Source organism: Peredibacter sp. HCB2-198, assembly GCF_045999315.1.
Taxonomy (GTDB): domain Bacteria; phylum Bdellovibrionota; class Bacteriovoracia; order Bacteriovoracales; family Bacteriovoracaceae; genus Peredibacter.
The window spans coordinates 3,813,248-3,839,359 of the sequence record NZ_CP174607.1 but is presented as its reverse complement, the minus strand read 5'-3'; the positions used below and the strand labels follow the sequence as shown (position 1 = coordinate 3,839,359).

The window sequence follows — 26,112 nt, the reverse complement described above, 5'->3', positions numbered from 1 at the left end:
ATCACTCTTAGTACGTTATATGTGTATTGGTAGTTCCTCATCATAACAAGCTCCTTTGTTGCCTTGTCATGACTTTATGAAATGAATGTTGATTGACTGTGGAAGGAGTTGGCCGGCAATTTATGCCTGGGCCTTCTGAAATGTAACTTTAAGGCAAGCGCCTTGTATCTCTTCTTGCGAGATAAGATTCATCATTTCAATCGTACCACCATGAACTTGGGTGATGGTTTTCATGATCACCGAACCAAGACCAAGTGAAAAATCATTCGGATCTTTCTCTTTACGTTGACGACGTTCACGACGTTTACCAAATGATTGCAGTGATTCAGCAGTAAGACCTGGACCATCATCCATCACCAGGACTTCGACCTTTTCTTTTTGTACATTGATCTTCACCGTGATGTTACTGGCCGCATATCGGGAAGCATTGTCGAAAGCATTTCGGAAAAGGCGCGTGATAAGATGCGAGTCTCCTAAAATGTAGGGCGTGACCGAATCGTTCTGAACAAATTTCCAGCTAAGGACATGTCCTGCGGCGATCTGACGAGAGTACAATTCAGTCTGAAGGAGTGAGTTGAGATCAATGGTTTCAGTTGATGCTTTGTAATGAGGGCCATCAATGGTGGCCACAAGAGTGAGTTTGTCTAACAACTCCTTAAAGTAACGAATGTCAGTTGTGATCATGGCAAAGATCTCCTGGCAATCTTCCGAAGAGAGCTGGTCATGATGGAGTTTCAGCGTTTCAAAGGCCGTGGTAAGACTGGTCATTGGAGTTCGAAGATCATGTCCAAGCTCTTGTAAAAGATTGGTACGTGAGACCTCTGTGTCCTGGACGCGCTTAACCAGCTTTTCAATTTCATCCGCCATACGATTGAAGTCGAGAATAAGGTTCCCGAATTCATCATAGCGATTGATTTCAAAGCGGGCCTTTAGGTCACCTGCCTCAAGACGTGCCAGAACTTTTCTCGCCTCATTTGATTTCCGACGAAGATAATAAAAACTAATGGAAAGTGCTAGGAACACCGCCAAGGCAGCAGTGGTAAATGTATGCGTCCCTTGAATCAGGAGGTAGGGACCTTGAAAGAGTGTTCTCTCATTATGGGAGATCAAATAAGTGGTGGGAGTTGTATTTAACTTTACCACAAAAGTCTTCGGCTCAAGAATATTGGACTCGTTAGACTCCATGCCGTGAATCTTTTTAGGCAGCTTTAAGTCCCTCCAATCAATGGGAAGGGGAGCATCAGTATTACTGGAAAGGATGATACCTTCCTGAGATGCAAGCCACAGAAGCGGTCTGGTTCTTTTCTCATTGGTCGTCGCAGATTCACCCAAGTCTGGGCCGAATTCAGTCAGCTTTAAAAGATTAAGCGTGTCCCCCTGGGGAAGTGGGGGATCCTTCACTTTGTTTACATTGATCTTAGAAACTGGACGATAGTTGTTCGACTTCTCTATTGAGCGGCCGATGTACAAGAGATAACCCAAGCGGTAATCACCCACGGCCACGTCAGAAATTCTGACCAGCGTGTAGAGAGAAATTAAACTGATCATAAGAGCGCCCATGACGCTCCAAAAGAAGAGTTTTAAATAAAAGCCGGTTTTCTTTATGCCTTCCATTCCAGTCGATATCCTAGTCCATATACAGAGCTGATCTGTAGGGTCTGCCCTGCCACTTCACGGATCTTTCGACGAAGATGACTCATATGAGAGTCCACTGTCCGGTCATACAGGTCAGCATTTTCATAAAGAGTAGAAAGGATATTTTCTCGAGTCACAATGTCACCTGCCTTACGAGCAAGGAGAGTCAAGATGTCGAGTTCTTTTCTACCTAAGGTAATCATTTCTCCCATCACTGTCACAACACGCTTAACAGGATCAATGGTGAGATCACCGAACTTCACCACCTGAAGATGGGGAGCAAGTTTTTTGACAAATTTATTCACGCGTACTTTCAATTCTTCAAGACCAAAAGGTTTACGAAGATAATCATCAGCACCGTTTTTAATTCCTCTCACCACTGTTGCTTCATCTGTCAGAGCACTTAGAAAAACAATGGGAACATCGTTTCCACTTTCACGGACTTTTTGACAAAGATCCAGGCCGTTCCCATCGGGAAGACCAATATCTAAAAGCAGAAGATCGAAATGATCAGCGTTGATTTTCTGCCAGGCATCCTGAAAGGTCATGGCATTATCAGTTTCGAAGCCGCTTAGTTTTAGATTTAGTTTTAAGATTTTTGTGATTTGAGGATCGTCTTCAACAATTAAAATTTTTGGCATTTATTCTCCTAGGGTGTGAATGTTACAGGTTGTCACCATAAGAACAACTAAAAAACTTTTTCTCTCCAATTTGTTATTTCTTTTTTCCATATAGTTTTCCGAAGAAGTTTTGACAACCATCACTTAACTCAGAAATTTTGTCTGATAAGCAGGTGTTAAAAAACTCCTGGTCTTCAATCGGATGGCCGCATCCTTCTTCCGCGATTTCATGAAAGCAACCTCGGGACATGCTAAGTTCTTTGGTTGAAGGCGCATTCCCTTGGCCCGTTTTATGTTCCATATCTGCTAAGGCATGCAGAGAAAGACCGATGATCGCGATGACAAATATTTTCATAAAAAATTCCTTCCAATATCTCCCACGATATTTCCAATGGCATAGGGAACTGACGAATTACGACTTGATGTATAGTTGACCGCATGAGTGAAACCCAACTTGTGGAGCCATTCATGAAAAAGATTGTGGGCGACCCCGGCAGCAGTATAGCTATTAAAATATTTGGTGTTTACCCAGATACGTCTGGTATTCGGGTAGGTGTAACCAACAACATTATTGTTTTCATAGTAGAGTTCAACCTCGGCATCCATAATATTATTTTTTGAAGGCTGAAGCGTCTCCGCAGCGTTAAGAATGAGTTGATAAATCTGACCATTGGTATAGCCACCATTATCCACAAATTGCTTTTTCCCATCATAAGTGTAGTTCAAGATGCGATTCTTAAATTCATCTGTGGCCACAACCAGTTTGATGATCTCAATGGCCCTCTCCATCTTCTCCCGCTGACTTGCAGTGAAATTCACAAACGTGACATTGCTTTGGAAATTCAGGGCCTCGGAAGGAACGGGGTCGTCCTCCGAATAATCTCCATAAATACTGGCATCATAAAAAGTTCCTGGGTCGTCGCTTCCATCTGATTTATTACAGGCCGTACTCATCAGCGACATCAAGAGAATGAGTACCGTCAACTTTTTCATTGTCCTTCCTTGGTCAACATCGGAAGAGATGTTGCCACGAAGGAATTTGCTCTCAAAAGGAGGTAAGACTTTCCGAAGAAAATTTATCGGAAAAATCTAAGTCATGAAGAACTTGTGGAATCTGAAGTTTTGTTTTCAGATTCCACATTCTCTCAATAATTTAGTGTAGGGTATTTCAAGACATTGCTGGATTAAAACTCATTTGCCTTTTTTCAGAAACAATGAATTCGATGTTTTTTTCCAGTGTATAGATATTAAAGGCGTGACGGATCACAGGTTGGGCAACATTTCTGACAGGAATGCCACCAGGAGTTTCACCTTTTTCAACTCCCCCGTGAGCATGACCGTGAAAGGCAATATCGGCCTTGCCATAGTCTATGGCCTCGGCCAAATAATAGCAGCCCAGAAATGGATAAATTTCTTTTTTCTCTCCCACCAAAGTTTGCGCAGTAGGTGAGTAGTGAAGAAGAACGATTTTATAGTCCGTCTCAAGTTCTTTAATGGTGTTTTCAAGAGTTCGAGCGTGGGCCTTCGAATGTCGCATAAAGGCCTTCATTTCAGGTTCACCGAAATCTGAACCACAGGCACCTACAAATCCTCCGCCAAAGCCTTTGGCACCTGCAATACCAACGGAATAACCACCTATGTTTAAAGTGACAGAAGTTCCTTCAAGAACGGTGACTCCTACCTCTTTAAGAATGCCTAAAACCGTTTCTACTTGATCCACGTGATAGTCGTGGTTACCGAGAACTGCCACAATAGGGATAGGGCATTTCTTCAGATCTTCCGCGAGAACTTTCATTTCCTCCGGATGACCGGTTTGAGTCAGGTCGCCGGCAAGAAGAAAAACATCGGCCCTCTCCTGCAAGCCTATAAAATGTTGGGCCAGACGATTGTGTGATTTCCGGTCGAAATGAACATCGCCGGCAGCAGCTATTCTGATCATTTGATCGCCTCACTTCCTTCTGGTGCATGAAGAATTCGTACGTTGACCAAATTTTTGCATTCATAATTAGGGGCCATTTCACGAATCACTTCATCCACTGCTTCTTTTTGCTCTTCGGTAAATACCTCACCCTTGGCCACAATGGTTTTGTCTGAGACCACAACTTTTACATCATGTTCAGCAATTCTTTCATCGGTGGTAAGGGCCTCCATGATTTTTCCCTTCACATAAATTGGAGACTCAGTTCCTTCTTCGGAAGTGGTCGTCATCATATGGGTAAGATCATGGCGATAAGGATAAATAATTGACTCCGGTGTATAGACGGGAGATTCAAAAACGCCTCGATAAAGTTTTTGAATGACCTCATTGGGAACAGCAATGTCATTTGATTGTCCGTAGATAAGAAGCGCAAGAATTCTTCGAGGTGCGTGCTTGGCCCTTTTTAAAAGATACTCCCAATCCAGATTTCCTTGTTTCAAGACCGCCAAAGCATCATGCCAATGATGAGGATTATGCTCCTGATGGGCAGCTGCTTTTATGACAAGAAAATCTTCTGGGCTTATGGCATTCACATAACTATGGAGATAGGGCACCCGTCTTACATGGGAACGCACTTCTTCATCAAAATAAATGTCTCCACTGGATTTAAAAATGACATCCACTAAAATCTCATCACTCCAGGCCTTGAATAACCAGAAGGGATCGCGCTTTTGAGTGGAAAACCCTTTTCCTTCTAACACTTCCAGGACCCTGTCTGCATCGTCAGGCCTCACAAAAAGGTCAATATCGTGGGTCACTCTCGGTCTTCCGAGACTTTTTGCAGCAACTCCCCCAATGAGGGCATAAGGGATAGAGTTCTGCTCCAGCGTTTCAATGGCCGTGAAAAGAACTTTGTTGAGTTCAGCAAGATCGCTCAAGTTATGATCGTGATAATCACGCTCAACCTGGGCCTTTTCTTCCGCATGACTCAAATTCTTTTTGATATCCATAAGAGACCCCCTGCGGAAAAGGAGTTCAAAAAATGGGCCAATCATAATGCGGTATTAATAGGTAAACGATGAGGCAATGTGTCCCAGATCGCGAGAAAATGACTCTTGTCCGAGTTTGATAGTCGGTCTCTTCGGGCCTTCAAGTTTTTTGGTCAGCAGTCGAAAAGTACTTTATGAAAAACTTCAAACTATACTTTTTTGCTGTTGTTCTATTCTCTTCCACTGGAGCTTATGCTCAAGATCCTATCGAGTGTTTGACCGGTAGTGAAGCGGGCACAGTTACTCAGTTCATTGATGCTTACAAAAAAGTTGAAAATGGAATGTATAAAAACATTTTTGACATGAAAGTAAACATGGATGGTGAAGGAAAGATCGCCGTTTATTATGAGAAAGGTGAGCCCAAAATTTTGAAGCTTTCTTATAAGAACAAGGGTGGTGAAGTAACGAAGACCATTACCTTCGAAGAGCTTGCTCAAGGGAAAGAACTTATTTATGAGAACAAGGACATTCCCGGTAAGGCCATTGTTCTTTCTAAAGGTGAGCCGTTTAACAGCGGTGACGATTTCAAATTCAAATTGGGCTATCGTTCGGCCGTGAGGCCCGACAAACTTAGCAATGTGAATCTCAGTTTTGATTCGACTTACGCCTCTCCAAAAGTTGCTGCTAACGGTAAAGAATTCAGAAAGATGGTTCTTTCGCCAGGAGTAAGTTTTTTGTCGTGGGACGGTACCTTTAAAAAGGTCGAATTTCAGCCTTAATTCATCTATACTCACCTCATGCTAAACTATCTTCGTCTTTCAGGAGAGGAAGCGAGAGCATTTGTTAATGAGCTTGCGGCCCTCCGTCTAAAAGTATTCTGGGATTTTCCTTATCTATATGAGGGGACTCTTGAGTATGAAAAAAATTATCTCGAAACTTATTTTAAAGCACGTCACTCTTTCATATTTCTCGTCCAGGATGGTGACAAGATTGTAGGTGCCACAACTGGCATTTGGGCCCAGGAAGAAGAGGAGAATTTTCGAAGACCTTTCCTGGATGCTGGATTTGATCCATCAAAGGTGTTCTATTTTGGTGAATCGGTTCTCTTGAATGAGTACCGTGGCAAGGGCATCGGTAAAAAATTTTTCCAGGAGCGCGAGGCCTATGCTCGTTCACTTCCGTTTATTGAAAAGTTGTCCTTTTGTGCAGTGGAAAGAGCGGTGGATCATCCGTTAAGACCGAAAGACTATGAACCCCTCGATACTTTTTGGCATCAGCAGGGTTTTCAAAAAGTTCCAGGTCTCATCACTCAGTACGAGTGGCAGGACCGAAACGAGACAGAACCCACCACGAAGAAGATGCAATTTTGGATGAAAAGTTTATGAAAATTTCCGTCATCAGTTATTCTTTATCCCATGATCCTGAATCCATTCTAGAGTGGAAGAGCAAGCTTTTGGGTGAAATTGAAAAATGTGTCTTAAGTGGCGCTGAAGTCATTCTTTATCCAGAGTTTTTTCTCATGGGTCTTGGTAAGTATTTCCCGAGTCTCGATCCTAAGGATCAGATTGAGAAAGTGGCAGACTATGTCGCCCAAGATCTTCTGCCGGATGTGAAGAAGCATCTGTATCAAAAAGATGTATTAGTTGTTCTAGGATCGGCCCCTAGAAAGGCAGACAATAAAGTTTTTAATTCTTCACCCGTTCTTCTTCATGGAGAGTGGCTTTTCCAAGACAAATTGTATCTTACACCTTGGGAGACAGATTTTACTCCTGGCGAAGAACTGCGAGTTTTCGAATTCAAAGGGCTTAAAACTGCGGTGGTAATTTGTTTTGATAGTGAACAACCTGATCTCGCAGTAAAACTTAAAGAGGAGGTCGTTGATCTTGTTCTTGTCCCTTCCGCGACGACAAATAAGAACGGTAGTCAGCGAGTTAATCGCTGTGCCTCTGCCCGTTCTGTCGAATTAGGTGCAGCAGTTGTGACGGCCTTATTGATTGGAGACAGTGTGGTTGAGTTAATTGATCACAATGAAGGAAGATCCGGACTTTTTCTTCCGGCCCAGGAAGACATTACAGTAGAGCAGGAAACTTATTCCGAGTATTCAACCAGTAAACATATAGTTGCTCAACATGAGTTAAATATTCCTATGTTAAAGAAATTAAAGGAAAGAAACTCAGAAACTAAGCCCTTTCACGAGCGGATTAAGACACAATTAAGGCTAAGTCGCCGTTAGGTGGTTTGTCCTTTTCGGTAAACGAGTGTATACTCAAAATCATGAAAGGGTATACGCTCAAAGAAGAAATATTTAATGCTGTCACCCATGGTATCGGGGTCATTTTTGGGATTTCGGCCCTGTCGGTTCTTTGCGTCTTGGGAAGTTACTTTGGAACTCTTTCTCATATTATTAGCTATTTGATCTATGGCTTCTCTTTAATACTGCTTTATACCTCATCAACTCTTTATCATGCTCTTCCTTCTCCCAAAGTAAAAAGCTTGTTTAAGATTTTTGATCACTCATCCATTTATCTTTTAATCGCGGGAACCTATACACCCTTTCTCATGCTCAATTTAAAAGGGAATATTGGTTATATCTTGTTGGCCGTGATTTGGTCTTTGGCGATTCTCGGTATCGTCTTCAAGGTCTTCTTTACCGGACGCTTTAAAGTTCTTTCAACCTTGTTCTATGTAGGAATGGGCTGGATCATCATCTTTGCTTATGTTCCTTTAAAAGCATCACTTCCTCCCGAAGGTCTTACTTGGTTGATCGTCGGTGGGCTGACTTACACTCTTGGTACGGTCTTCTATCTGGCCAAAAAATACCGCTACACTCATGCCATTTGGCACTTATTTGTTTTGCTTGGAAGTATTTTTCATTTTGTGGCCGTTATTTACGGCGGGAACTTTTCTTACTGACTTTTTTCTTTGGTTTTTCCTGGATTCGGGCCCCGCGAAGAATCATTTTTACTTCTTTAATAAGCCTTTCAATGAGCTCTTGGCGACGGTGCTTAGGAAGATCAATCGCTTCAGCTCCTACTGTGAAGGCGACTGCCACAATCGCCTCGGCGGCCAGACCCACATCCATCAATGGCTGATCGAGAAGTTTTGATCCGCGATCCAGATCTTCTGTCACTTCCTCAATAAAACGATTTATCTCAGCGAAGAGGGCCTTTCTAAAGGCCTGAGAACTTCCTTGGCGTTCACCTTGAAGCAGACGAAAGAGGTTTGAATTCTCAGTAATGTATTCAATAAAAGTTTCAACCGATGAGCGAACCGCACTGCCTTCTTTATCAATGTTTCGGCGTGCTTCACGGAGGAGATGACGAAGAGAGAGGCCCACTTCATCAATTAAGGCGAGACCAAGTTCTTCCATGTCGTGAAAGTGACGATAGAAACCTGCTGGAGTGATACCTGCCTCTTTGGCAACTTCACGAAGACTCAAAGAAGAGAATCCTTGTTCACCACTGAGTTTTAGGGCCGCTTCAATTAAGTTTCTGCGGGTTCTTTGTTTTTGTTCCAGACGTTCACGCATGAAACTATTCTGGTTTCCAACGTTTTAAAAGTAAAGAGTTTGTCACCACACTGACCGAACTTAATGCCATCGCCGCTCCGGCCACCATCGGACTAAGATATCCCAGGGCCGCTAAAGGAATGCCGATCACGTTATAAATAAAGGCCCAGAAAAGATTCTGCTGAATTTTCCGGTAGGTCTTCTGAGAAATGGAAATTGCACTGGCAATGAGAGCAGGATTCCCACGCATGAGAGTAATGCCCGAAGTGTGCATGGCCACATCAGTTCCCGTAGACATGGCCATTCCCACATCTGCAGAGGCGAGTGCTGGAGCATCATTGATGCCGTCACCAACCATCGCGACGATGAGACCATCTTTTTTAAGATCTTGAATCACACTGGCCTTATCGCCTGGAAGAACTTCGGCCTTCACTTTATCAATGCCAAGAGAGCGCGCTACCGTTTCAGCACTTCCTTGATTATCTCCGGACAGCATCATGGACTTAATGCCAAGATCGTGAAGTTTATTAACTGCCAACTGAGCATCAGGTTTAATGGTATCGTGAAAAGTAATAAATCCTAAAACTTCAAACGGTTCTTTCTTAATGAGATAAGAAACGGTCTCACCTTTAAGCTCATGTTCATGAGCACGGGTCAGGTTTTTCCCGCTCAGAATTTTTTTACTACCAAGAATATAAGCTACACCATCAACCGTGGCCTCCACTCCTTGCCCAACAATCGCCCTTATGTCTTGAGCAGGTGAGTAGGAAGTGTTTTTCTCTTTGGCATAATTTAAAACCGCATGAGCAAGCGGATGTTCACTGCCAGATTGGATGGCGGCAAGAACCGGAAGGAGTTTTTCATCAGATAAATGGGCCACTGATGGTTTTCCTGAAGTGAGAGTTCCGGTCTTATCAAAGACCACCATATTCACTTTATGTGTCACTTCCAAGGCCTCTGCATCTTTAATGAGAATTCCTGCACTGGCCGCAACACCTGTTCCCACCATAATTGAAGTTGGAGTCGCGAGTCCCAGAGCACAGGGACAAGCAATCACCAGTACTGCCACTCCATGAATGATGGCCTTTTCCCAATCACCAGTCATGAAACCCGTGACGAGAATGGTTACCACTGCGATACCTAAAACAATCGGAACGAAGTAGGCACTGACCTTATCCACTAACCGTTGAATGGGGGCCTTCTTCACTTGCGCGTCTTCCACCATACGAATGATACGAGCAAGCATGGTCTCAGAACCAACCGCGGTCACTTCAATTTGCAGAAGACCATGGCCATTAATGGAACCTCCGATCACTTTGTCTGAGAGATTCTTTTCAACCGGAAGACTCTCTCCGGTAATGAGAGATTCGTCGACTTCACTTGATCCAGAAATAACTTTTCCGTCCACTGGAATTCTTTCTCCAGGACGAACAATGACCACATCTAATTTTTTGATGTCGCCTAAGGCGATCTCAACTTCGCCTCGGTTTCTCAAGACTCGGGCTTTCGAAGGTTGAAGGGCCTCTAATGATCGGATGGCCTTCGTAGTTTGTTGTTTTGCTCTGGCCTCAAGATATTTCCCGAATAGCACTAGCGTTATGATGATGGAGCCACTTTCAAAATAAAGGTGGTTCGAGAGATCTTGTGACATGAGATAGAGACTTAAACCAAAAGCGGCACTGGTTCCAATCGCCACTAAAAGTTCCATGTTTCCAGACATGGCCTTCAAGGCCCTCCAACCCGAAAGATAAAATCTCGCTCCCAAAATAAACTGCACAGGAGTGGCCAGTATTAATTGTGTCCATGCGGACAAATGAATAGATGAAAACATAGGAAGCATTAAGGGGAATGAGAGCATCGCGGCCAAGATGACCTTAAACATCTCCCTTTGAATTTCGTCTTCCTTGTCCGCTGGTTTGGATGTTGGAAGCGAGGCCTCGTAGCCGACCTTGGAAACGATTTCGATAATTTGATTAGGGTTTAATTTGGACTGATCAAATTCAATCTGCGCTTTTTCAGTGGCGAGATTGACTGAGGCATTAATGACGCCGGAATTTTTTTTGAGAGCTTTTTCGATTCGGTTTACACAAGAGGCACAGGTCATGCCTTTGATGTCTAAGCTTAGATTCTGCATATAGATCCTCTGTACAGATCATAGCTTAGACATCATTGGCAGAAAAGGTCATCGACCGTATTTAACTGTGAAGGTCGCTTTACCAAGAGAGTTAGCATTTAAGTTGAAACCAACTAATGCTCCTGAAGATTCTGCGTTTACGTCAAGCTTGTCTGTTTTAAGTGCATAAACGGTAAAGATATAACGGTGAGGTTTGTCTCCAGGAGGAGGACAAGCGCCACCGAAGCCTGGTTTTCCATAGTCAGTTCTGCCTTCGACAGCACCTTCTGGAAGTTTTTGATTATTAGACGCTCCTTCTTCGATTTTTGTGACAGAAGCGGGAATATTAACAACGGTCCAGTGCCACCAGCCGCTACCAGTCGGCGCATCTGGATCATAAACTGTAATAGCAAAGCTTTTTGTGCCTTTAGGAGCACCTGACCATTCAAGAGCAGGTGAGATGTTTTCACCAGTGCAACCAAATCCGTTGAAAACCTGCTTATTAGGAAGTGGCTTTTTTGGGTCAAAAGAAGTGGTTTTAAGTGTGAATCCCGCGGCAAGTACTAGCTGGGTACTGAACAATAGTGCGAGTGAAAATACTAGTTTCATAGAAGCTCCTTTTTGATTGGGAAAATTACATAACGAAGCAGCAAATTAGACAAGGCCAAGGGCGTCTTCTATAATAGAGCTTTAAAGGTGGGTATATGGATATAGAGACAATAAATAAAATGGCAGTCGAAAATCAACTCTCAGGTGCCCTGGGAATTTCGATGACGAAGATTGAAGACAAATCTGTGACAGCGACCTTGACGGTAGATCATCGTCATCTTCGCCCCGGTAATATTATGAACGGAGGAGTATCGCTGGTTTTAATTGAGACAGTTGGAAGTTTTAGTTCTTATTTACTCATTGATACTAAAAAACAAAACTCTTTCGGCATTCAGGTGAGTGCCAACCACTTGTCGATTGCTCGTCCAGGAGATGTTTTAACGGCGAAGAGTGAAGCGGTTCATTTAGGAAGAACCACACATATTTGGGACGTGAACATTTCAAATCAAAATGGGAAATTGGTTTCATCTGGAAGAATCACAATGCTTGTGACTGATAACCCGAAGTCTTAAGAAATCTTTACAATATTATTAAGGGCCTTCTAAAACCGGCCCTTAGTTCAACTGACACTTTCCAGTACTTATAAATTTATCCTTTTATTCTAAATGAAACCTTAAATTTTTCTTAACTCACTTCCGATAGATTAACTCCACAAAGCAGAACGTCGGAGGAAGAATCATGTTTAAAAAATTTAGTCTAAAGGCCAAACTCTTGATGGCCTTTTCATTTGTTTCTCTATTCGTTGTCGTTGTTTCTGGCGTTGGATATTTTTCTATGAAAAAAGTCCAAACAGAATATAGCTACATCTCTGATATCATCGTCGATAACATTCAAAAGGTAAGTGAACTCAATGATGCTGGTCATGAGGCCCATCGTTATCTGTTTCGTGGTTATATGACCGTAAATGGAAACCTTGAAGACTATCAAAGAGTCTCGAAAGGATTTTCAGATCAGGCCGTGAGAATGGCCGAACTCAACAAGCAATATCGTTCAACTCCTTTTGAAGTGGGAGAAGAGCAACTATATGAAGGAGTCTGGAGTAAGTGGCTTGCCTATGAGGCCGGTGCTGTAAAGTATTTCAAAATGCTGGACCAGGTGCGAGCAGGAGCGGGATCTCTTCCTCAGGCGGAGAAGTTTCTAAGTGAGGATCTTCGTCAATTGCGACTTGATACTAGGAAGGCCTTTGAAGCTCTCATGGCATTCCAAACAAAAATCTCTAAAGAGCGTTCTACTGTCGCAACTGAGGCCTATAATTTGGCGAGCACCCTAAGCTTTACTTTTGCGGTGGTGGGAATTCTTTCTGCCATTTGTATTGGTTTTTATTTCGCGACCTCAATCAGTAAGACCATCAGTAAGATCTCCGAAAACATTCTTAATTCTTCTTCTCAGACTGCGGCCGCGAGCCAACAGTTAACTTCTGCATCTTCGCAACTTTCTCAAGGGGCCACAGAATCAGCGGCATCCCTTGAAGAAACGGTTTCTTCCCTCGAAGAACTCTCTTCGATGGTGAAGCTTAACTCTGATCATGCCAAAGAGGCCAATTCACTTTCCCAGCGTTCACTATCATCAGCTGAACAAGGTGAGCGTGAAATCAGTAAACTCATTACGGCCATGAGTGAGATGTCGAAATCTTCTAAAAAAATCGAAGAAATTATCAATGTGATTGACGACATCGCTTTTCAAACGAACCTTTTAGCATTGAACGCCGCAGTTGAGGCGGCCCGTGCTGGTGAACAAGGGAAGGGATTTGCTGTCGTTGCCGATGCAGTAAGAAATCTTGCTGGTCGTTCGGCCGTTGCTGCTAAAGATATCAACACCCTGATTAAAGAGAACGTGGAAAAGACCGACGAAGGCGTTGACATCGCCGACACCTCTGCGGCTTCACTGAAAGAAATTTTAAATTCAGTGAAAAAAGTGGCCGACCTTAACTCTGAGATCTCTGCCGCTTCACAAGAGCAGGCAAGCGGTATCGAACAAATTTCAAAGGCCATGCATCATCTGGACCAGGCGATTCAAAGCAATGCCACTTCTTCTGAAGAAGTTGCCTCAGGGGCCTCAGAAATGTCGAACCAGGCCGAGTGTTTATCTGAACTCGTTTTCGACATGAAAAAATTTATTGAAGGTGCCACTGCTGGAGAAACCATCACGCCTGTGAAAAAGGCCCCTAAGGTCCAACCGAAATTGAAAGTGGTTCCTGCACCAGTGGTCAAAAAGCCAAAAGATGATTTCTTCCCGATGAATGAAGAAGAAGAAACAAAATTTGGAAAAGCAGAGGGGTTCTAATATGAATGCGGGCCAGTATCTCACTTTTAGGTTGAATGAGAATTTCTATGGAATCAATATCCGCTCAGTGAAAGAGATCAAGCATATGCAACCTATCTCTGCCTTACCAGACGTCCCACCTTATATGGTGGGAGTCATTAATCTCAGAGACCGAATTATTCCCATCATGGATTTAAGAATAAGATTGGGTATCAGTGATACGTCTTACACAAAAGATACTTGCTTCATTGTAGTAGAGCACGAATCGAAGCAGCTTGGGCTCATCGTGGATGCTGTAAAAACAGTGACTGACTTTGCTCAAAATCAAATTGAAGAGTCTCTTCAAGATGAGGGATTTGTTCGAGGGATTGGAAAGCTAGATGATTCTCTTATTATGCTAATTGATACAAAAAATTTCTTTCAGATGGATTGGAATCAGAGGAGTAAAACTGCCGCTTAAAAATAACCGGACTAAATAAGGCAGGCACGTATATGTGCCTGCAATCTTATGAGATCTGATCAAGAAAAATATAGTAGTAAGTAAAACTACGTACTCATCCGATACGATGACCTAATCAAAACGTGTCCATGAAGGGGTGAGTATGTTAGGCAATTCAAGTTTGAAGGCAAAACTGCTGTTTGCGTTTACCTTCGTTTCGTTATTCGTAATCGTTGTAGCGGCCGTGGGCCACTTTTCAATGAACAAAGTTCAAAGAGAGTACAGCTACATTTCTGATGTCCTCGTCGATAACATTCAAAAAGTGAGTGAATTGAACGATGCCGGCCAGGAAGCAAATCGACAATTGTTCCGAGGACTTTTATCTGTTTATAGTGATCAGGAAACCTATGATCGCGCATCGACAGGTTTTAAAGAGCAAACTGAGCGCTTTACTCGTCTTGATAAAGAGTATCGCGCTACTCCATTTGAACCAGGTGAAGAGCAACTCTATGAGGCCGTTTGGGCTGCCTGGACAAATTATCAGGTGGGTACGACCAAGTATTTTAAGATGCTGGATCAGGTTCGCGCGACAAAAAATGGTTATGACGATGCCAAGAAATTTATTGATGAAGACCTGAGAGCACTTCGTGGAAATATCCGTAAGGCCTTTGAGGCCTTGATGGCCTTCCAGTCAAAAATCTCAAAAGAACGAGCGGCAATTGCAACTGATGCTTATAAAACAGCAAGTCTTCTGGGTCTAACTTTTTCAATTGTCGGTGTCATCTTCGCGGTTGGTATTGGGCTTTATTTTTCAACAACGATCAGCAATACCATTTCAAAAATCGCCGAGAACATCCTGGGTTCTTCTTCTCAAACAGCAAGTGCCAGCCAACAGCTTACTTCTGCCTCATCTCAACTATCTCAAGGGGCGACTGAATCGGCGGCATCGTTAGAAGAGACAGTTTCTTCCCTAGAAGAACTTTCAAGTATGGTGAAGTTGAATTCCGATCATGCCAAAGAGGCCAATTCACTTTCTCAGAAATCGCTTACATCGGCCGAGCAGGGTGAAAAAGATATTTCACGATTGATCACGGCCATGGGTGACATGTCCAAGTCATCGAAGAAGATTGAAGAGATCATCAATGTGATTGATGATATTGCTTTTCAAACAAACCTCCTTGCTCTTAACGCTGCCGTAGAGGCCGCCCGTGCCGGTGAGCAGGGGAAAGGCTTTGCTGTTGTGGCAGATGCGGTCAGAAACCTTGCAGGACGATCAGCGGTAGCGGCGAAGGACATTAATGTTCTTATTAAAGAAAACGTTGAGAAAACGGAAGAGGGTGTTCATATTGCTGATACTTCGGGCTCTTCCCTGAAAGAAATTCTGAATTCAGTAAAAAAGGTCGCTGACCTTAACTCTGAAATTTCTGCTGCCTCTCAAGAGCAGGCAAGTGGTATTGAGCAAATTTCTAAGGCCATGAATCACCTAGATCAAGCAATTCAAAGTAATGCTTCATCATCTGAAGAGGTGGCCTCATCTGCGGCCGAAATGTCTTCTCAAGCAGAATGCCTTTCAGAGCTTGTGTTTGATATGAAAAAATTTATTGAAGGGAAAACCACTGGAGTAGAAAGGGCCGTCGTCAAAACGCAAACTGCACAGGTCGTAAAAAAGGCCTCTAAGTTAAAAGGAGTCTCTAATACCAAAAAGACAAAGGATAATTTCTTCCCAATGGACGATGATGATGATGCTTTAACAGTAGGTAAAGCGGAGGGATTCTAATGAAAGCAGGACAGTATTTAACTTTTAAGGTGAAGCAGAACGTGTATGGATTGGAGATTCATTCCGTAAGGGAGATCAAGCACATGCAACCCATCTCGGCACTGCCGGATGTTCCACCTTATATGGTGGGAGTCATTAATCTGCGCGATCACATTATTCCCATTATGGATCTTAGAATCCGATTGGGAGTTCAAGAGACCGAACATACCAAAGACACTTGTATCATTGTGATCGAGCACGAAACAAAACGCATGGGACTGGTTGTGGATTCAGTGGATACGGTCACAGACCTTACCGCTGATCAGATTGACACTACTTTGCATGAGAGTGAGGGGAGTGGGTTTGTTAAGGCCATTGGAAAAATTGAAGAAAACTTAGTGCTTTTGATTGAAGTAAAGAACTGTTTTTTATCTGAGAATAATGTTGAGCTGTTAAAGACTGCTGCTTAACTTTAAGGTCAAATGTTATGCCAACACGTTTCTGATGTTTTTCTCTGAAGCATAGGGGCGGAATATTGATCTTGAGTTAAGGTCAGTATTCCGCTCGTGTAATGGAGCAGATGATTTTAAATTATGAAAAATTATCTTCCAAAAATATTAAAACACTTTAACAGTATTAGCATGAGTAAGTTTTGTCCTCAGTGCCGGGCCGAATACGTTTTCAAATGGAACGATTTGGTTAAGAGAAAGTATCAGTGCTCTTCTTGTGGTGCTGTTTTGAAGATAAATTATAATAAGCTGTTCTTGGTGATCTACCTTGGATCATCTTTTATCGTTCCCTTCCTTCTTTTTAAATTGGTTTTCACTCATTCTGTTTTATCAGTCACAGTAAATACACTTTGTATTTTGGGCGTTGGTTATTTGGGTGGAATGTATTTTGGTCGTCTTTCCGAGTAAACAAAAAAAAGGCCACCTAGAGGTGGCCTTCCGTAAATTATCTCTTCACTTTAGGTCTTTCTTCTTCCGCCTGACGGAGAGTAGAAGTTTGTGGTGCTGCTGGAGCTCTACGTGATGGCTCCAGACCCTGCCAGCGAATTTTATTTGTCACAGATTCACCAGCATCAGCAGTTTCATACTGGCCACCGAATGTCAGAACTTGCGTCATGGCAGTTTTATTACCATTCAGATAGTTCAATGTTTCTTTACCATAGGTCACGCGGGCATTATCGGCCCCGCGTTTACCAACCATGATATCGTGAGCGAGGTTCATCGCAAGAATGTTACCGGCCTCTGTATTAGAGAACGATGACATTTCACCCTTTGTACGATCTAGGACAACAGAACCATTGTATCTCCAAATATCATCAATTTTAGAAACAGGGGCACGGTAGTCTACAACGTGTTCGAGAGCATTTTGGTGCATAAGTGGAAACTTATGATTATAGACGGTTTTGTGGACAACAATCTTCTTGAATGGGGCAACATTCCTCCAGATCAATTCATCCGATGTGACCTCTTGAGGATCACCGTGTTTCTCAACCATTTCTCTTGCGGCGGTGACCGATGCTTGTGGCCATCCATTGGTTAAGCTATTGGCCTTATCAAAGGCCGCTTGGTTCTTTTGCTCAGTTTGTACTTGGGCACTTTTCGGTGTCCCTGCACTAGATGTAGTTCCTTGCTGTTGACTTGGTGAAGTAGACTTGAACATACTACAGCTTGTTAATGCCGCAGTTAGCGTCAGGATTACTCCAAGATTGAGTGTTTTCATATTAATCCTCCATAATTAGTCTGCGACCTAATGGTCACCATTGGTGATAAATCGAGCAAGACTTATACCATTTCATGAAACTCTGAATCTTCTCAAATCAAGTCAGTAAGTTAAGATGTATCCAAGAAGGAAGGTTATATGGAAAAACTACCTGTGCTTTTTATCTCTCATGGCGGAGGACCTTGGCCCTGGATTGAAGACATGCGGAGTGAATTTAGAGTCACAGAACAATGGTTGAAAAAAATCGGTGAGGTTCTTCGTCCTAAAAGCATTCTTTCAATTTCCGGACACTGGGAAGAGCATCAATTTTCTGTCGCTACTTCTGCCGAACCTCCTATGATTTATGATTACTCCGGATTTCCTGCACATACTTACCAAATAAAATATCCCGCACCTGGTGCCCCAGAACTCGCGACTCGAGTGAAGGCCCTGCTTGCACCAGTAGGTATTCATGTGAATGAAGATCCTTTTCAAGGATTTGATCATGGAACTTTTGTTCCCTTGCATTTGATGTATCCCAAAGCGGACATTCCTGTAGGTCAGCTTTCTTTGAAAGCAAATCTTGATCCTGCCGAACATTTTAAAGTCGGAGAACTCCTTGCTCCTTTAAGAGAGGAAGGAGTGCTCATTATTGGGAGTGGACTTTCTTATCATAATCTACGAGCATTTTTTCATGGTGGTGGTCCCACGTCTGAAATGTTTGAGACCTGGTTAACTGGTGCAATCACAAGTGAACCTTTGGCAAGAAAAGAACATCTCCTTCATTGGACCGAGGCTCCAGGTGCCAGACTTGCTCATCCTAGAGAAGATCATCTTATTCCTCTTATGGTGGTTGCAGGTGCGGCCCTTCAGGATAAAGGGAAAAGAATATTTTTAGACAAGGCCTTTGGTGTTGCCATGGCCTCTTACTCATTTGGGGATTTAACTTTATGAGAGAAACTCAAGCGGTCCGCTTTTATCAAACCGGCGGTGCAGAGGTTTTAAAAATTGAAAAGATAAGCGTTCCTTCTCCAGGTAAGGGAGAGGTCTTAATTCAAAACCACGCTGTCGGTCTTAATTTCATTGATACGTACTATCGCACCGGACTTTATCCCATGGGACTTCCTTCAGGGCTGGGTTTTGAAGGGGCAGGAGAGGTCCTTGAAGTGGGAGAAGGCGTGACTGAATTTAAAGTGGGAGATAGGATCGCCTATCCTCATAGTCCCATCGGCGCTTACGCTAAATTTCGAACTCTTTCCGAGCATTGGTTAGTAAAACTTCCTTCGAGCATTTCTTATGAAGAAGGGGCCGCCATGATGCTGAAAGGTCTAACGGTCCAATATCTTTTTAGACAAACTTATGAACTAAAAAAGGGAGATACCATTTTATTTCATGCGGCCGCGGGTGGTGTAGGACTTATTGCTTGTCAGTGGGCGCGACACCTGGGTGTAAACCTTATTGGCACTGTGGGATCAGAGGAAAAAGGAAAACTCGCTTTGGAGATGGGCGCGAGTCACGTGATTAATTACACCACCGAAGATGTGAGAAAGAGAGTGCTGGAACTAACTGATAATAAGAAAGTAAAAGTGGTCTATGATTCCGTTGGTAAAAGTACTTGGGAAACTTCACTTGATTGCTTAGAACCGAGAGGACTTATGGTCAGCTTCGGCAATGCCTCGGGAGCTGTGACAGGCGTGAGTCTAAATATTCTCGCTCAAAAAGGGTCTTTATATGTGACTCGTCCGGTGCTTGCCACTCATATTGCGACTCGAGAAAAACTCGTTGCCGCATCCCAGGAACTTTTCGATCTTGTGAGCAGAGGAATTATTAAAATTCAGATAGGCCAAAAGTTTTCATTGGAAAAGATTCAAGATGCTCATCGGGAACTTGAATCAAGAAAGACCACGGGAAGCACGATTCTTATTCCGTGACTTCCTTAAACTGATAGTAAAGATTGTCACTAACTCTGATAATAAGATAACCGGGACGTTTATCATATTGCCCCCCGGCACCTGAAATTAAGAGTTGGGTTCCTTTGGTCTGCCCAACATTTTCCAAAATGTGATCATGCCCGGTGACCAGCATATTCACCTTTCCAATGATCTTGTCCTCATAAAAATATTTTAAGAAGCCCTCGGCAGATCGAGACGGGCTTAAGTAAGGATGATGGGCAAGTGCGATTCTAAAACGACAACCTTCCAATTCCTCTTTTATGGAATTGATCCATTTCATTTGTCTAAAAGCGGCAGTAAGGAGCAATGGGCGGGAATAGAGATTTGAGTCCAGGACCAGAAAGCAAGTGTCATTGATCTTTTGCAGGAAATAATTATTGGGGAAGAATACCCAGGAATATTTTTCTGAGACTTTTTTCCAGCTTTTTATTGATCCATTGTAATCATGATTCCCCATGACCAGAGTAAAATTTTTATTCAGGCCTTCATAAACCTGAATGAACTTTTTTTGTAGATCAGGATCATTTTGATTTTTAATTCCATCTCGATAAATGACATCACCCAAGACAAAGATTCGATCACAGTTTTCTTTTTTAAGGGCCTTTGCAATGGCATATTGAGCTGGACTGGCATTCCCTGAGTCTCCCATCAGACAATACCTCATTTCTTTTTCTGGTAGTGATTCCTTATATGTCACCTTGGGAGTTGAGCAAGACAGCAAAAAGAAAAGAAGCATCAAATGCTTAAAAATTCTCATGGCCTTCTATACATGACAAAAAGAGAAAGAAGAACTCAAGAATGGCTTTAGGTTTGTTTTGGTAAGATGAGTGAATCTAAGGAGAGAGACTATGGAACAACAAAATGATTATGCTGGCTATAGCTTTGAACCAGAAGAAAGATTTGAATGGAGCATGCGCCATCGCATTCTTGCCATCAAAAACTCTCTGTCCACTTTGAAAGAAGATTGTTGGTCAGAGGCCGAAATTACTGAAACTCATAATATGAAAAACCTCCTTGAAACATCGGCCCGAATTCTTGAAGCACTTGAGCAATCATTTGAGAAAGGATTTGACGATGACAACATTGGTATTTCACCTAAGAGCACGGAGCCGTGGGACTAACACTTCTTATTGTCATACTTTGTCTCGGACTGAATGCGGTCCTGGCCTGTGCTGAGATGGCCTTCGTTACTGTTGATAAACGGAAACTAAGAAAAGACGCCCTCGGTGGAAATCGTAGGGCCCAATTCTTGCTGGACATGCAGGATTCTCCGGAAAGAATTTTATCAGTTGTTCAAATCGGAATCACTTTGGTGGGAATGCTTTCGGCGGCAGTGAGTGGTGCCAGTGCTGAAGAATCGTTGACTCCTTGGTTGATGACAAGTTTTCAACTTGATGAAAAAGTTTCTGAGTCACTTTCCATTTTTTTTGTCGTGGTTCCCCTGACTGTCTTATCTGTCATTATAGGTGAGCTTGTTCCGAAATCTCTTGCGATAAGATACTCCTATGCCATTTGTTTGTTTCTTTCACCTGCTTTAAAAGTGGCCGACAAAATTCTTGGGGTCTTAGTTACGCCCATGGAGCGGGTCACTAACGCCATTGTAGATTTTATTTTTCCGGAAGAACCCGTTGAGCATGATATCAACGGTGAAACTGAAATTTCCCTCAGTGGACTTTTGAGTGAGCATAGGGAATACATCCGTAATCTGATTGATCTGGACGCGAAGCTGGTGGAGAAGGCCATGGTGCCATGGAAGGACGTTGAATTTCTTTCCAGTGAATCATCAGGTTCAGAAGTTTATGACTTCATCCTTGCTAAAGGACGCACCCGATTTCCCGTGATGGACCAAAGGGAAGTCTATGGTTACCTCCATCTGAAAGAATTTTTACAGCTTCAAAATGCAGGTGAAGGAGACAACTGGCTTAGTTTTGTGCGACCAATTTCCATCGTCGAACCCAGTGCTAAAATTTTGAGTGCACTCAAGTTAATGAAAATGAACAAGACTCAAATGCTGGTCGTGGGTAAAAGAGAGGCCCCTCTCGGTATTCTTACTTTGCAGGATGTGATAGATGAGGTCCTGGGTGATATCATTGATGAAGATACCGATAAGAGAATAGTCGGCTTTCTTCGTCACCGGGTTTTGCGGAAGAGATATCGTAGACCAGAGGCCACTCATTAGTCTGCCCTTATTTTAATCTTCATTCATTGATCACATGATCCTGACACAATCTTTACAGGCCAAAAGTCTCATTCTCTTGAAAGATTAATAGGTAAATAACTTACACAAAGGGCGTGAATGGAAGTCGGCGCATTATGGTTTAATACCCAGTTTACCATCGGAAGAGTACCTCACTATCTCAAACTAAAAAGCCTAGAAGGCAAGATCCTACGTCCGGCCTATCAGATAGATTTTGAGAACGATTACTATCAGGTGAAAACTGTCAACCATCCTGAAGAGCTTGCTCAAGTATTGGCGCTTCGTTTTGAAGTGTTCTTCAGAGAGTTCTCTACACAGAAGGTGACATTCTCCTTGTTTCCTTATGATGTGGACATGCATGACTTCGTTTGTGACCATTTGATTGTGAAGGACAAGGCCCTGAATAAGGTCGTGGCATGCTATAGACTTTTGTCCACCAACACTGATCGTTCCTTTAAACGCTTTTACTCAGAAGGGGAGTTTCAAATTGATGAGCTCTTGAAGGCCCCGGGGCATAAGTTGGAACTAGGCAGGGCCTGCGTTCACAAAGACTATCGCAAAGGAGCAGTGATCTCGCTTCTATGGAAAGGTCTGATTGAGTATGCAAAAAAATCCGGTACTCGCTATATGTTTGGGTGTTCAAGCATTAACCGAAAGGACTTTGGGAGTGTGGCGGAAATGATGGAGCAGTTGGAGAAACAAAACAACTTCATTTCGAATTTTGAAGTTGGTGTGCAATCAAAATACAAACTGAAATTCGAACTCCCAGTGAATGCTGAGAGAAGTGGAGGCAAGGCCATGGGGTCCCTCATGCACATGTACCTTCTCGCCGGGGCCAAACTTGGTCGCACCCTGGCCTACGATGCCGAAATGGACTGTCTGGATATGTTCACTTTGATGGACATGAATGAACTGCCAGCATCTTTTGAGCGGAGGTTTGCTTGATTTCAGAAAGTCTTGAAAAAAAAGAACTAACGAATCCATTTTATGTGTTCATTGGTTTGTTCCGATTTCTTGCCTTCTTTCTGGTTATTCTGGCCTTTCTGCTGGTTCATTCACTGATGGCATTTTTTGTTACGAATGAAAAGAAACGTCTGAAGCTATATCTCAAGAGCATTCCTTTCTTTGCTCAGATAGGATTATTGATTTTGAACGTTAAGGTTTCTCTGCATGGGACAAGAGGGGAAGTAAAACAAAGGCTCATCGTGGCCAATCATCTCTCTTACCTTGACGTTCTGATCTTATCCGCCTTTTACCCGTCGCTTTTCATTACATCAGTGGAAATTCGCGAGACCTTCCTTTTGGGTCAACTCACGGGCCTTGCAGGTTGTTTCTTTGTAGAAAGAAGAAAAGAGAAACGCACTGAACATACCAAGCAAAATGAACTAAATGATATTTCTGAAAAGTTAAGAAACGGCCATAACATCTTCTTGTTCCCAGAAGGAACGAGTTCAGATGGTTGTCAGGTTCTTCCTTTTAAATCAACTTTCTTTCAACTTGCAGTAGATGCGAATATTCCAGTTCTTCCTTTAACTCTCTCCTATTCTGGAGCGGGCAGTGAAGCGGTCCCTTGGTACGGCAAGATGACGTTCCCTGATCATCTTCTTCGCCTGTGTATGCAAAAAGAAATTAATGCTCACGTGATTCGTCTGCCTGAAGTAAAGGGCGATGATCGCTTTTATCTGGCAAAAACAACACAAGACGTGATTCGGACGACATATGAAAAATATTAAAGTTCTCGGCATCCCCTTTGATTTCGGACAAGATCGTATTGGAGTCAGACTTGCTCCTCATGTTTTAAGAGAAGGTAAGCTCATTGCTCGTCTTAAAGATATCGCCAAAACAGAAGATCTCGGTGATCTCATTTTTCCTTTTAAGGTCGTTGAAAATAAGCAGGATAAGTACATTAAGCATTCACTTGGTGCAGGACTCGGCACTAAAACCATTAATGATCGTATTGAAGAGGAAGACTTGTCAGATAGCTTTCTCCTTAACGTCGGTGGAGACCATGGATTGGCGCTAGGAACCGTCCATGGTCTTCTTTCTCATCACCCGGAAGCGGTTGTTGTATGGGCCGATGCTCATGGTGACATTAATACTCCTGAAACTTCTCCTTCTGGTAATTTTCATGGAATGCCGCTCGCTTTTCTTCTAGGGCTGACTCAACATCCACACTTCGGCTGGATTCGTCGAAAAATTCTTCCTCAGAAACTGATTTTTTTTGGACCACGTGATTTGGATCAGGGTGAAAAAGACATTATCCTCAAACACAACATTCAGTATTTTTCCTCTGAAGATATAAACCGATTAGGGGCGAAAGAAGTGATTGAGATGGCCCTGCATAAGGCCGATCCCTTTGGCACCTGTCCCATCCATTTAAGTTTTGACGTGGATGTGTTTGACCAAATGGACATTGACTCGACGGGCACTAAAGTTCCCCATGGCCCAAAGCTAGAAGAACTTTTTTTGATGGGTGGGGTGCTGGCCGAAACCGGGCGTTTAAAGAGCATGGATTTGGTAGAACTAAATCCTCAAATTGGTGATGCGGCAAGTGTAGAGAGCTCAATTGCCTTAGTGTTAGAGTTCATTGAGACGACTCTTCGTCAGGTGTTCCACGCTGGAAAAGAAATTAAACCGATGCCCGCTATGTTTGAGGCGAGAACAACTTCAGGTCGATACTTATGAAACTCATTTTTGTTAGACATGGAACTGCAGAAGATAAGAAAAAGAATCAAACCGACATGGATGACTTCAAACGCCGTTTGACTGAGGACGGTGCTAAAGAAGTCAAAGAGATGGTTCATTCTCTTCATTTTGTTTTCCGTAAGATTGATACGATCTATACCAGCCCTTTATTCCGTGCGGTTCAGACGGCCAATTTTGTTTATTCTGAAAATCACAAAAGTGAGTATGAAATACTCACCACTCTTGATCCTTATTCTACTCCCCAGGAATTTGTAAAATCGATCCGTGAACTTGATCCTGACGGGGTGTACTGTTTCGTGGGGCATGAGCCCCTTCTTTCTCAGTCTATGAATTATCTCTTGAATAAAAACTGTGAGATCCGAATTGAGCTAGAAAAGGCCGGAGTTGCTGTGTTAACAGGTGAGAGCTTGGAAGATTTACGTCTTACAACCTTACTCTCACCCAAGATGGTGACGAAATTAGACTTTTAAAACCACATCGATAAAGAAGTCACCAAAAATCCTTCAAGACGGTTTTTACCTGCGACACCCTGTGGATAAATTTCGTCATGAGAATAGAATCCGCGGAGTTCTGTTCTCCACATAGTGTTCTCTTCCAGTTTCTGATCATAACCAGTGGCGATACTTGTGACTCGGAATCCGTTTGGAGTATTTGTTACCACGTTTGCTTGATGAGGATCAGCGTAATATTCAGCTCTCATGGCAACGGTACGTTTTTGATCAAGAGGGTGTCTCACCGTGAATGCTGTCGTAAACCAAGCGTCTACACCATCATTTTGCTGCTGAGACTGATGACCAATATCAAAAGTGTAAATGTACTGCCAGGCATCTGATTGAAGCCATTGAAAGATGAAGTTATGGTAAGCGCGGAAGCGAGAGCTTTGGCTCACGACTTCTTCATCTCCGAAGAAGTTATTATAGGTGAAAGTAAAAGCAGGAGTGACAGCGTTCTTATACTGCATTCCGATCGCCTTCCCCTGATTGTTCTCAGAAATAGTTTGCCAGCCATTTAAGAGCTGAAGTTGGAAGCTTTGGTTGTTATCTATAAAATGCTCTAGTCTCGCTCCAGAAGAGTAGTAAGGGACATAGTCGAGGGAAAGAGCACGAGTGTAAATCCAGTTGTCTTTTGAGATCCAAGACTCAGCTCCGATGTTTCCAAGGAAGATCCCCATATCAATCCAGGTCCTCTCACCAATCTTTGTTCCAACATAGGCCTCTTGGAAAATTTTTGAGTCATTAGGACCTGAAGTCGCACCTTGAGTAGGTTCACTCGAATAGTTTTTAGTTACTGAGTTACCGTATTGAAGAGCAAGTCTTCCACGGGATTTTTCTTTCTTTAAGATCGCTTCAACGTAGGCAAGGTTAATGTTGAATTCATTGTGACGAACTGGTTGTGTGGTGAATTGTCTTTCGTGATCTTTTGGTTGATTGAAATCATAGGCGTAGTAGGTATCGAGAAAACCACCAAAGCTCATGTCCTTTGTGATCTTAGCAACCTGATTGTCTTCAACGATATTGGCAGAAACGCCAAAAGAAAAACATAGCAACACTAGAAACTGAATCATACGCATCTTACATCCCGATTTAAAGTAATCAGTCCCATCCTATAGGACATTCTTAAAAGATTGACATGGATCTCGTTCTTTGAAAAGTGAATCTGTCATGTATGGAACGAATGTGATAACCGTTCTAATGCAGTATC

Annotated in this window: 30 protein-coding genes; 18 read left to right on the top strand and 12 right to left on the bottom strand. The window is 42.9% G+C overall.

Going from position 1 to position 26,112, the window contains the following annotated elements; translation table 11 throughout:
• Window positions 1-120: 120 nt before the first annotated feature.
• The 6 genes from ACJVC5_RS19215 to ACJVC5_RS19190 form a co-directional block, all read right to left on the bottom strand.
• On the bottom strand, window positions 121-1,548 hold the full coding sequence (locus ACJVC5_RS19215; protein ID WP_408097168.1) for a sensor histidine kinase: 1,428 nt from the start codon (window positions 1,546-1,548) through the stop codon (window positions 121-123).
• A gap of 53 nt (window positions 1,549-1,601) precedes the next feature.
• Entirely contained in the window at window positions 1,602-2,276 is a 675-nt protein-coding gene (locus ACJVC5_RS19210; RefSeq protein ID WP_408097167.1) for a response regulator transcription factor, read from the bottom strand.
• A gap of 73 nt (window positions 2,277-2,349) precedes the next feature.
• Entirely contained in the window at window positions 2,350-2,610 is a 261-nt protein-coding gene (locus tag ACJVC5_RS19205) for a hypothetical protein (protein ID WP_408097166.1), read from the bottom strand.
• Window positions 2,607-3,248 carry a hypothetical protein gene (locus ACJVC5_RS19200; protein ID WP_408097165.1) on the bottom strand — a complete coding sequence of 214 codons (642 nt, stop codon included), beginning with the start codon at window positions 3,246-3,248 and terminating at the stop codon, window positions 2,607-2,609. The genes ACJVC5_RS19205 and ACJVC5_RS19200 overlap by 4 nt, the downstream gene beginning before the upstream one ends.
• Before the next feature lie 175 nt (window positions 3,249-3,423).
• Window positions 3,424-4,194, bottom strand: coding sequence for a metallophosphoesterase family protein (locus ACJVC5_RS19195; protein ID WP_408097164.1), 771 nt, complete (start codon window positions 4,192-4,194; stop codon window positions 3,424-3,426).
• Window positions 4,191-5,183: a nucleotidyltransferase gene (locus ACJVC5_RS19190; RefSeq protein ID WP_408097163.1), complete on the bottom strand. Its 993-nt coding sequence runs from the start codon at window positions 5,181-5,183 to the stop codon at window positions 4,191-4,193. The genes ACJVC5_RS19195 and ACJVC5_RS19190 overlap by 4 nt, the downstream gene beginning before the upstream one ends.
• A 173-nt stretch (window positions 5,184-5,356) precedes the next feature.
• Between ACJVC5_RS19190 and ACJVC5_RS19185 the strand changes: the two genes are divergently transcribed.
• The 4 genes from ACJVC5_RS19185 to trhA are packed head-to-tail and all read left to right on the top strand — an operon-like array spanning window position 5,357 to window position 8,075.
• A complete protein-coding gene (locus ACJVC5_RS19185; protein ID WP_408097162.1) occupies window positions 5,357-5,941 on the top strand; it encodes a hypothetical protein in 585 nt (194 codons plus the stop codon).
• A gap of 18 nt (window positions 5,942-5,959) precedes the next feature.
• Entirely contained in the window at window positions 5,960-6,547 is a 588-nt protein-coding gene (locus ACJVC5_RS19180; protein WP_408097161.1) for a GNAT family N-acetyltransferase, read from the top strand.
• A complete protein-coding gene (locus ACJVC5_RS19175) occupies window positions 6,544-7,395 on the top strand; it encodes a nitrilase-related carbon-nitrogen hydrolase (protein WP_408097160.1) in 852 nt (283 codons plus the stop codon). The genes ACJVC5_RS19180 and ACJVC5_RS19175 overlap by 4 nt, the downstream gene beginning before the upstream one ends.
• Window positions 7,396-7,436: 41 nt before the next feature.
• Complete coding sequence (gene trhA / locus ACJVC5_RS19170; protein WP_408097159.1) at window positions 7,437-8,075, top strand: PAQR family membrane homeostasis protein TrhA; 639 nt, start codon at window positions 7,437-7,439, stop codon at window positions 8,073-8,075.
• On the opposite strand, the gene fabR is transcribed toward trhA, so the two are convergent.
• The 3 genes from fabR to ACJVC5_RS19155 are packed head-to-tail and all read right to left on the bottom strand — an operon-like array spanning window position 8,047 to window position 11,392.
• Window positions 8,047-8,691, bottom strand: coding sequence for an HTH-type transcriptional repressor FabR (fabR, locus tag ACJVC5_RS19165; protein ID WP_408097158.1), 645 nt, complete (start codon window positions 8,689-8,691; stop codon window positions 8,047-8,049). The two genes, trhA and fabR, sit on opposite strands and share 29 nt — an antisense overlap.
• Window positions 8,692-8,695: 4 nt before the next feature.
• Entirely contained in the window at window positions 8,696-10,804 is a 2,109-nt protein-coding gene (locus ACJVC5_RS19160; RefSeq protein WP_408097157.1) for a heavy metal translocating P-type ATPase, read from the bottom strand.
• A 48-nt stretch (window positions 10,805-10,852) separates the two neighbouring features.
• Window positions 10,853-11,392 (bottom strand): YbhB/YbcL family Raf kinase inhibitor-like protein, encoded by a 540-nt coding sequence (locus ACJVC5_RS19155; protein ID WP_408097156.1) that lies wholly within the window; start codon window positions 11,390-11,392, stop codon window positions 10,853-10,855.
• Between the two features lie 119 nt (window positions 11,393-11,511).
• Here ACJVC5_RS19155 and ACJVC5_RS19150 point away from each other — a divergent pair, with 119 nt between their 5' ends.
• The 6 genes from ACJVC5_RS19150 to ACJVC5_RS19125 all read left to right on the top strand — a co-directional run bounded on the left by ACJVC5_RS19150 (window position 11,512) and on the right by ACJVC5_RS19125 (window position 16,766).
• Window positions 11,512-11,904, top strand: a complete 393-nt coding sequence (locus ACJVC5_RS19150; protein WP_408097155.1) for a PaaI family thioesterase — start codon at window positions 11,512-11,514, stop codon at window positions 11,902-11,904.
• Window positions 11,905-12,070: 166 nt separating this feature from the next.
• The gene (locus tag ACJVC5_RS19145) at window positions 12,071-13,675 is read left to right on the top strand and encodes a HAMP domain-containing methyl-accepting chemotaxis protein (RefSeq protein ID WP_408097154.1); all 1,605 of its coding nucleotides are present in this window, start codon (window positions 12,071-12,073) and stop codon (window positions 13,673-13,675) included.
• Window position 13,676: 1 nt separating this feature from the next.
• Complete coding sequence (locus ACJVC5_RS19140; RefSeq protein ID WP_408097153.1) at window positions 13,677-14,114, top strand: chemotaxis protein CheW; 438 nt, start codon at window positions 13,677-13,679, stop codon at window positions 14,112-14,114.
• 142 nt (window positions 14,115-14,256) lie between these two features.
• Entirely contained in the window at window positions 14,257-15,870 is a 1,614-nt protein-coding gene (locus tag ACJVC5_RS19135) for a HAMP domain-containing methyl-accepting chemotaxis protein (protein ID WP_408097152.1), read from the top strand.
• A complete protein-coding gene (locus ACJVC5_RS19130; protein WP_408097151.1) occupies window positions 15,870-16,319 on the top strand; it encodes a chemotaxis protein CheW in 450 nt (149 codons plus the stop codon). The genes ACJVC5_RS19135 and ACJVC5_RS19130 overlap by 1 nt, the downstream gene beginning before the upstream one ends.
• 171 nt (window positions 16,320-16,490) lie before the next feature.
• The gene (locus ACJVC5_RS19125) at window positions 16,491-16,766 is read left to right on the top strand and encodes a hypothetical protein (RefSeq protein WP_408097150.1); all 276 of its coding nucleotides are present in this window, start codon (window positions 16,491-16,493) and stop codon (window positions 16,764-16,766) included.
• Window positions 16,767-16,803: 37 nt separating this feature from the next.
• On the opposite strand, the gene ACJVC5_RS19120 is transcribed toward ACJVC5_RS19125, so the two are convergent.
• Window positions 16,804-17,577, bottom strand: a complete 774-nt coding sequence (locus tag ACJVC5_RS19120) for a hypothetical protein (protein ID WP_408097149.1) — start codon at window positions 17,575-17,577, stop codon at window positions 16,804-16,806.
• Between the two features lie 138 nt (window positions 17,578-17,715).
• Between ACJVC5_RS19120 and ACJVC5_RS19115 the strand changes: the two genes are divergently transcribed.
• On the top strand, window positions 17,716-18,510 hold the full coding sequence (locus tag ACJVC5_RS19115) for a DODA-type extradiol aromatic ring-opening family dioxygenase (protein WP_408097148.1): 795 nt from the start codon (window positions 17,716-17,718) through the stop codon (window positions 18,508-18,510).
• Window positions 18,507-19,487 (top strand): quinone oxidoreductase family protein, encoded by a 981-nt coding sequence (locus ACJVC5_RS19110; RefSeq protein ID WP_408097147.1) that lies wholly within the window; start codon window positions 18,507-18,509, stop codon window positions 19,485-19,487. Before ACJVC5_RS19115 ends, ACJVC5_RS19110 begins: the two co-directional genes overlap by 4 nt.
• On the opposite strand, the gene ACJVC5_RS19105 is transcribed toward ACJVC5_RS19110, so the two are convergent.
• Entirely contained in the window at window positions 19,477-20,265 is a 789-nt protein-coding gene (locus ACJVC5_RS19105; RefSeq protein ID WP_408097146.1) for a metallophosphoesterase, read from the bottom strand. The genes ACJVC5_RS19110 and ACJVC5_RS19105 overlap by 11 nt on opposite strands.
• A gap of 91 nt (window positions 20,266-20,356) precedes the next feature.
• On the opposite strand from ACJVC5_RS19105, the gene ACJVC5_RS19100 reads away from it, so the two are divergent.
• The 6 genes from ACJVC5_RS19100 (at window position 20,357) to sixA (ending at window position 24,881) form a co-directional block, all read left to right on the top strand.
• Window positions 20,357-20,629, top strand: a complete 273-nt coding sequence (locus tag ACJVC5_RS19100; RefSeq protein ID WP_408097145.1) for a hypothetical protein — start codon at window positions 20,357-20,359, stop codon at window positions 20,627-20,629.
• Entirely contained in the window at window positions 20,620-21,687 is a 1,068-nt protein-coding gene (locus tag ACJVC5_RS19095; protein WP_408097144.1) for a hemolysin family protein, read from the top strand. Before ACJVC5_RS19100 ends, ACJVC5_RS19095 begins: the two co-directional genes overlap by 10 nt.
• Window positions 21,688-21,804: 117 nt before the next feature.
• Window positions 21,805-22,650 (top strand): GNAT family N-acetyltransferase, encoded by an 846-nt coding sequence (locus ACJVC5_RS19090; RefSeq protein WP_408097143.1) that lies wholly within the window; start codon window positions 21,805-21,807, stop codon window positions 22,648-22,650.
• Window positions 22,647-23,438 (top strand): lysophospholipid acyltransferase family protein, encoded by a 792-nt coding sequence (locus ACJVC5_RS19085; RefSeq protein WP_408097142.1) that lies wholly within the window; start codon window positions 22,647-22,649, stop codon window positions 23,436-23,438. Before ACJVC5_RS19090 ends, ACJVC5_RS19085 begins: the two co-directional genes overlap by 4 nt.
• On the top strand, window positions 23,425-24,390 hold the full coding sequence (gene rocF, locus ACJVC5_RS19080; protein ID WP_408097141.1) for an arginase: 966 nt from the start codon (window positions 23,425-23,427) through the stop codon (window positions 24,388-24,390). Before ACJVC5_RS19085 ends, rocF begins: the two co-directional genes overlap by 14 nt.
• Window positions 24,387-24,881 (top strand): phosphohistidine phosphatase SixA, encoded by a 495-nt coding sequence (gene sixA / locus ACJVC5_RS19075; RefSeq protein WP_408097140.1) that lies wholly within the window; start codon window positions 24,387-24,389, stop codon window positions 24,879-24,881. Before rocF ends, sixA begins: the two co-directional genes overlap by 4 nt.
• Here sixA and ACJVC5_RS19070 read toward each other — a convergent pair.
• Window positions 24,878-25,975 carry an outer membrane beta-barrel protein gene (locus ACJVC5_RS19070; protein ID WP_408097139.1) on the bottom strand — a complete coding sequence of 366 codons (1,098 nt, stop codon included), beginning with the start codon at window positions 25,973-25,975 and terminating at the stop codon, window positions 24,878-24,880. The genes sixA and ACJVC5_RS19070 overlap by 4 nt on opposite strands.
• Window positions 25,976-26,112 lie beyond the last annotated feature (137 nt).

Excerpts from the sequence above, each read along its gene's own strand:
- ACJVC5_RS19215 (WP_408097168.1), bottom strand. The coding sequence starts at position 1,548 with ATGATCAGTTTAATTTCTCTCTACACGCTGGTCAGAATTTCTGACGTG.
- ACJVC5_RS19210 (WP_408097167.1), bottom strand. The coding sequence starts at position 2,276 with ATGCCAAAAATTTTAATTGTTGAAGACGATCCTCAAATCACAAAAATC.
- ACJVC5_RS19205 (WP_408097166.1), bottom strand. The coding sequence starts at position 2,610 with ATGAAAATATTTGTCATCGCGATCATCGGTCTTTCTCTGCATGCCTTA.
- ACJVC5_RS19200 (WP_408097165.1), bottom strand. The coding sequence starts at position 3,248 with ATGAAAAAGTTGACGGTACTCATTCTCTTGATGTCGCTGATGAGTACG.
- ACJVC5_RS19195 (WP_408097164.1), bottom strand. The coding sequence starts at position 4,194 with ATGATCAGAATAGCTGCTGCCGGCGATGTTCATTTCGACCGGAAATCA.
- ACJVC5_RS19190 (WP_408097163.1), bottom strand. The coding sequence starts at position 5,183 with ATGGATATCAAAAAGAATTTGAGTCATGCGGAAGAAAAGGCCCAGGTT.
- ACJVC5_RS19185 (WP_408097162.1), top strand. The coding sequence starts at position 5,357 with ATGAAAAACTTCAAACTATACTTTTTTGCTGTTGTTCTATTCTCTTCC.
- ACJVC5_RS19180 (WP_408097161.1), top strand. The coding sequence starts at position 5,960 with ATGCTAAACTATCTTCGTCTTTCAGGAGAGGAAGCGAGAGCATTTGTT.
- ACJVC5_RS19175 (WP_408097160.1), top strand. The coding sequence starts at position 6,544 with ATGAAAATTTCCGTCATCAGTTATTCTTTATCCCATGATCCTGAATCC.
- trhA (WP_408097159.1), top strand. The coding sequence starts at position 7,437 with ATGAAAGGGTATACGCTCAAAGAAGAAATATTTAATGCTGTCACCCAT.
- fabR (WP_408097158.1), bottom strand. The coding sequence starts at position 8,691 with ATGCGTGAACGTCTGGAACAAAAACAAAGAACCCGCAGAAACTTAATT.
- ACJVC5_RS19160 (WP_408097157.1), bottom strand. The coding sequence starts at position 10,804 with ATGCAGAATCTAAGCTTAGACATCAAAGGCATGACCTGTGCCTCTTGT.
- ACJVC5_RS19155 (WP_408097156.1), bottom strand. The coding sequence starts at position 11,392 with ATGAAACTAGTATTTTCACTCGCACTATTGTTCAGTACCCAGCTAGTA.
- ACJVC5_RS19150 (WP_408097155.1), top strand. The coding sequence starts at position 11,512 with ATGGCAGTCGAAAATCAACTCTCAGGTGCCCTGGGAATTTCGATGACG.
- ACJVC5_RS19145 (WP_408097154.1), top strand. The coding sequence starts at position 12,071 with ATGTTTAAAAAATTTAGTCTAAAGGCCAAACTCTTGATGGCCTTTTCA.
- ACJVC5_RS19140 (WP_408097153.1), top strand. The coding sequence starts at position 13,677 with ATGAATGCGGGCCAGTATCTCACTTTTAGGTTGAATGAGAATTTCTAT.
- ACJVC5_RS19135 (WP_408097152.1), top strand. The coding sequence starts at position 14,257 with ATGTTAGGCAATTCAAGTTTGAAGGCAAAACTGCTGTTTGCGTTTACC.
- ACJVC5_RS19130 (WP_408097151.1), top strand. The coding sequence starts at position 15,870 with ATGAAAGCAGGACAGTATTTAACTTTTAAGGTGAAGCAGAACGTGTAT.
- ACJVC5_RS19125 (WP_408097150.1), top strand. The coding sequence starts at position 16,491 with ATGAGTAAGTTTTGTCCTCAGTGCCGGGCCGAATACGTTTTCAAATGG.
- ACJVC5_RS19120 (WP_408097149.1), bottom strand. The coding sequence starts at position 17,577 with ATGAAAACACTCAATCTTGGAGTAATCCTGACGCTAACTGCGGCATTA.
- ACJVC5_RS19115 (WP_408097148.1), top strand. The coding sequence starts at position 17,716 with ATGGAAAAACTACCTGTGCTTTTTATCTCTCATGGCGGAGGACCTTGG.
- ACJVC5_RS19110 (WP_408097147.1), top strand. The coding sequence starts at position 18,507 with ATGAGAGAAACTCAAGCGGTCCGCTTTTATCAAACCGGCGGTGCAGAG.
- ACJVC5_RS19105 (WP_408097146.1), bottom strand. The coding sequence starts at position 20,265 with ATGAGAATTTTTAAGCATTTGATGCTTCTTTTCTTTTTGCTGTCTTGC.
- ACJVC5_RS19100 (WP_408097145.1), top strand. The coding sequence starts at position 20,357 with ATGGAACAACAAAATGATTATGCTGGCTATAGCTTTGAACCAGAAGAA.
- ACJVC5_RS19090 (WP_408097143.1), top strand. The coding sequence starts at position 21,805 with ATGGAAGTCGGCGCATTATGGTTTAATACCCAGTTTACCATCGGAAGA.
- rocF (WP_408097141.1), top strand. The coding sequence starts at position 23,425 with ATGAAAAATATTAAAGTTCTCGGCATCCCCTTTGATTTCGGACAAGAT.
- sixA (WP_408097140.1), top strand. The coding sequence starts at position 24,387 with ATGAAACTCATTTTTGTTAGACATGGAACTGCAGAAGATAAGAAAAAG.
- ACJVC5_RS19070 (WP_408097139.1), bottom strand. The coding sequence starts at position 25,975 with ATGATTCAGTTTCTAGTGTTGCTATGTTTTTCTTTTGGCGTTTCTGCC.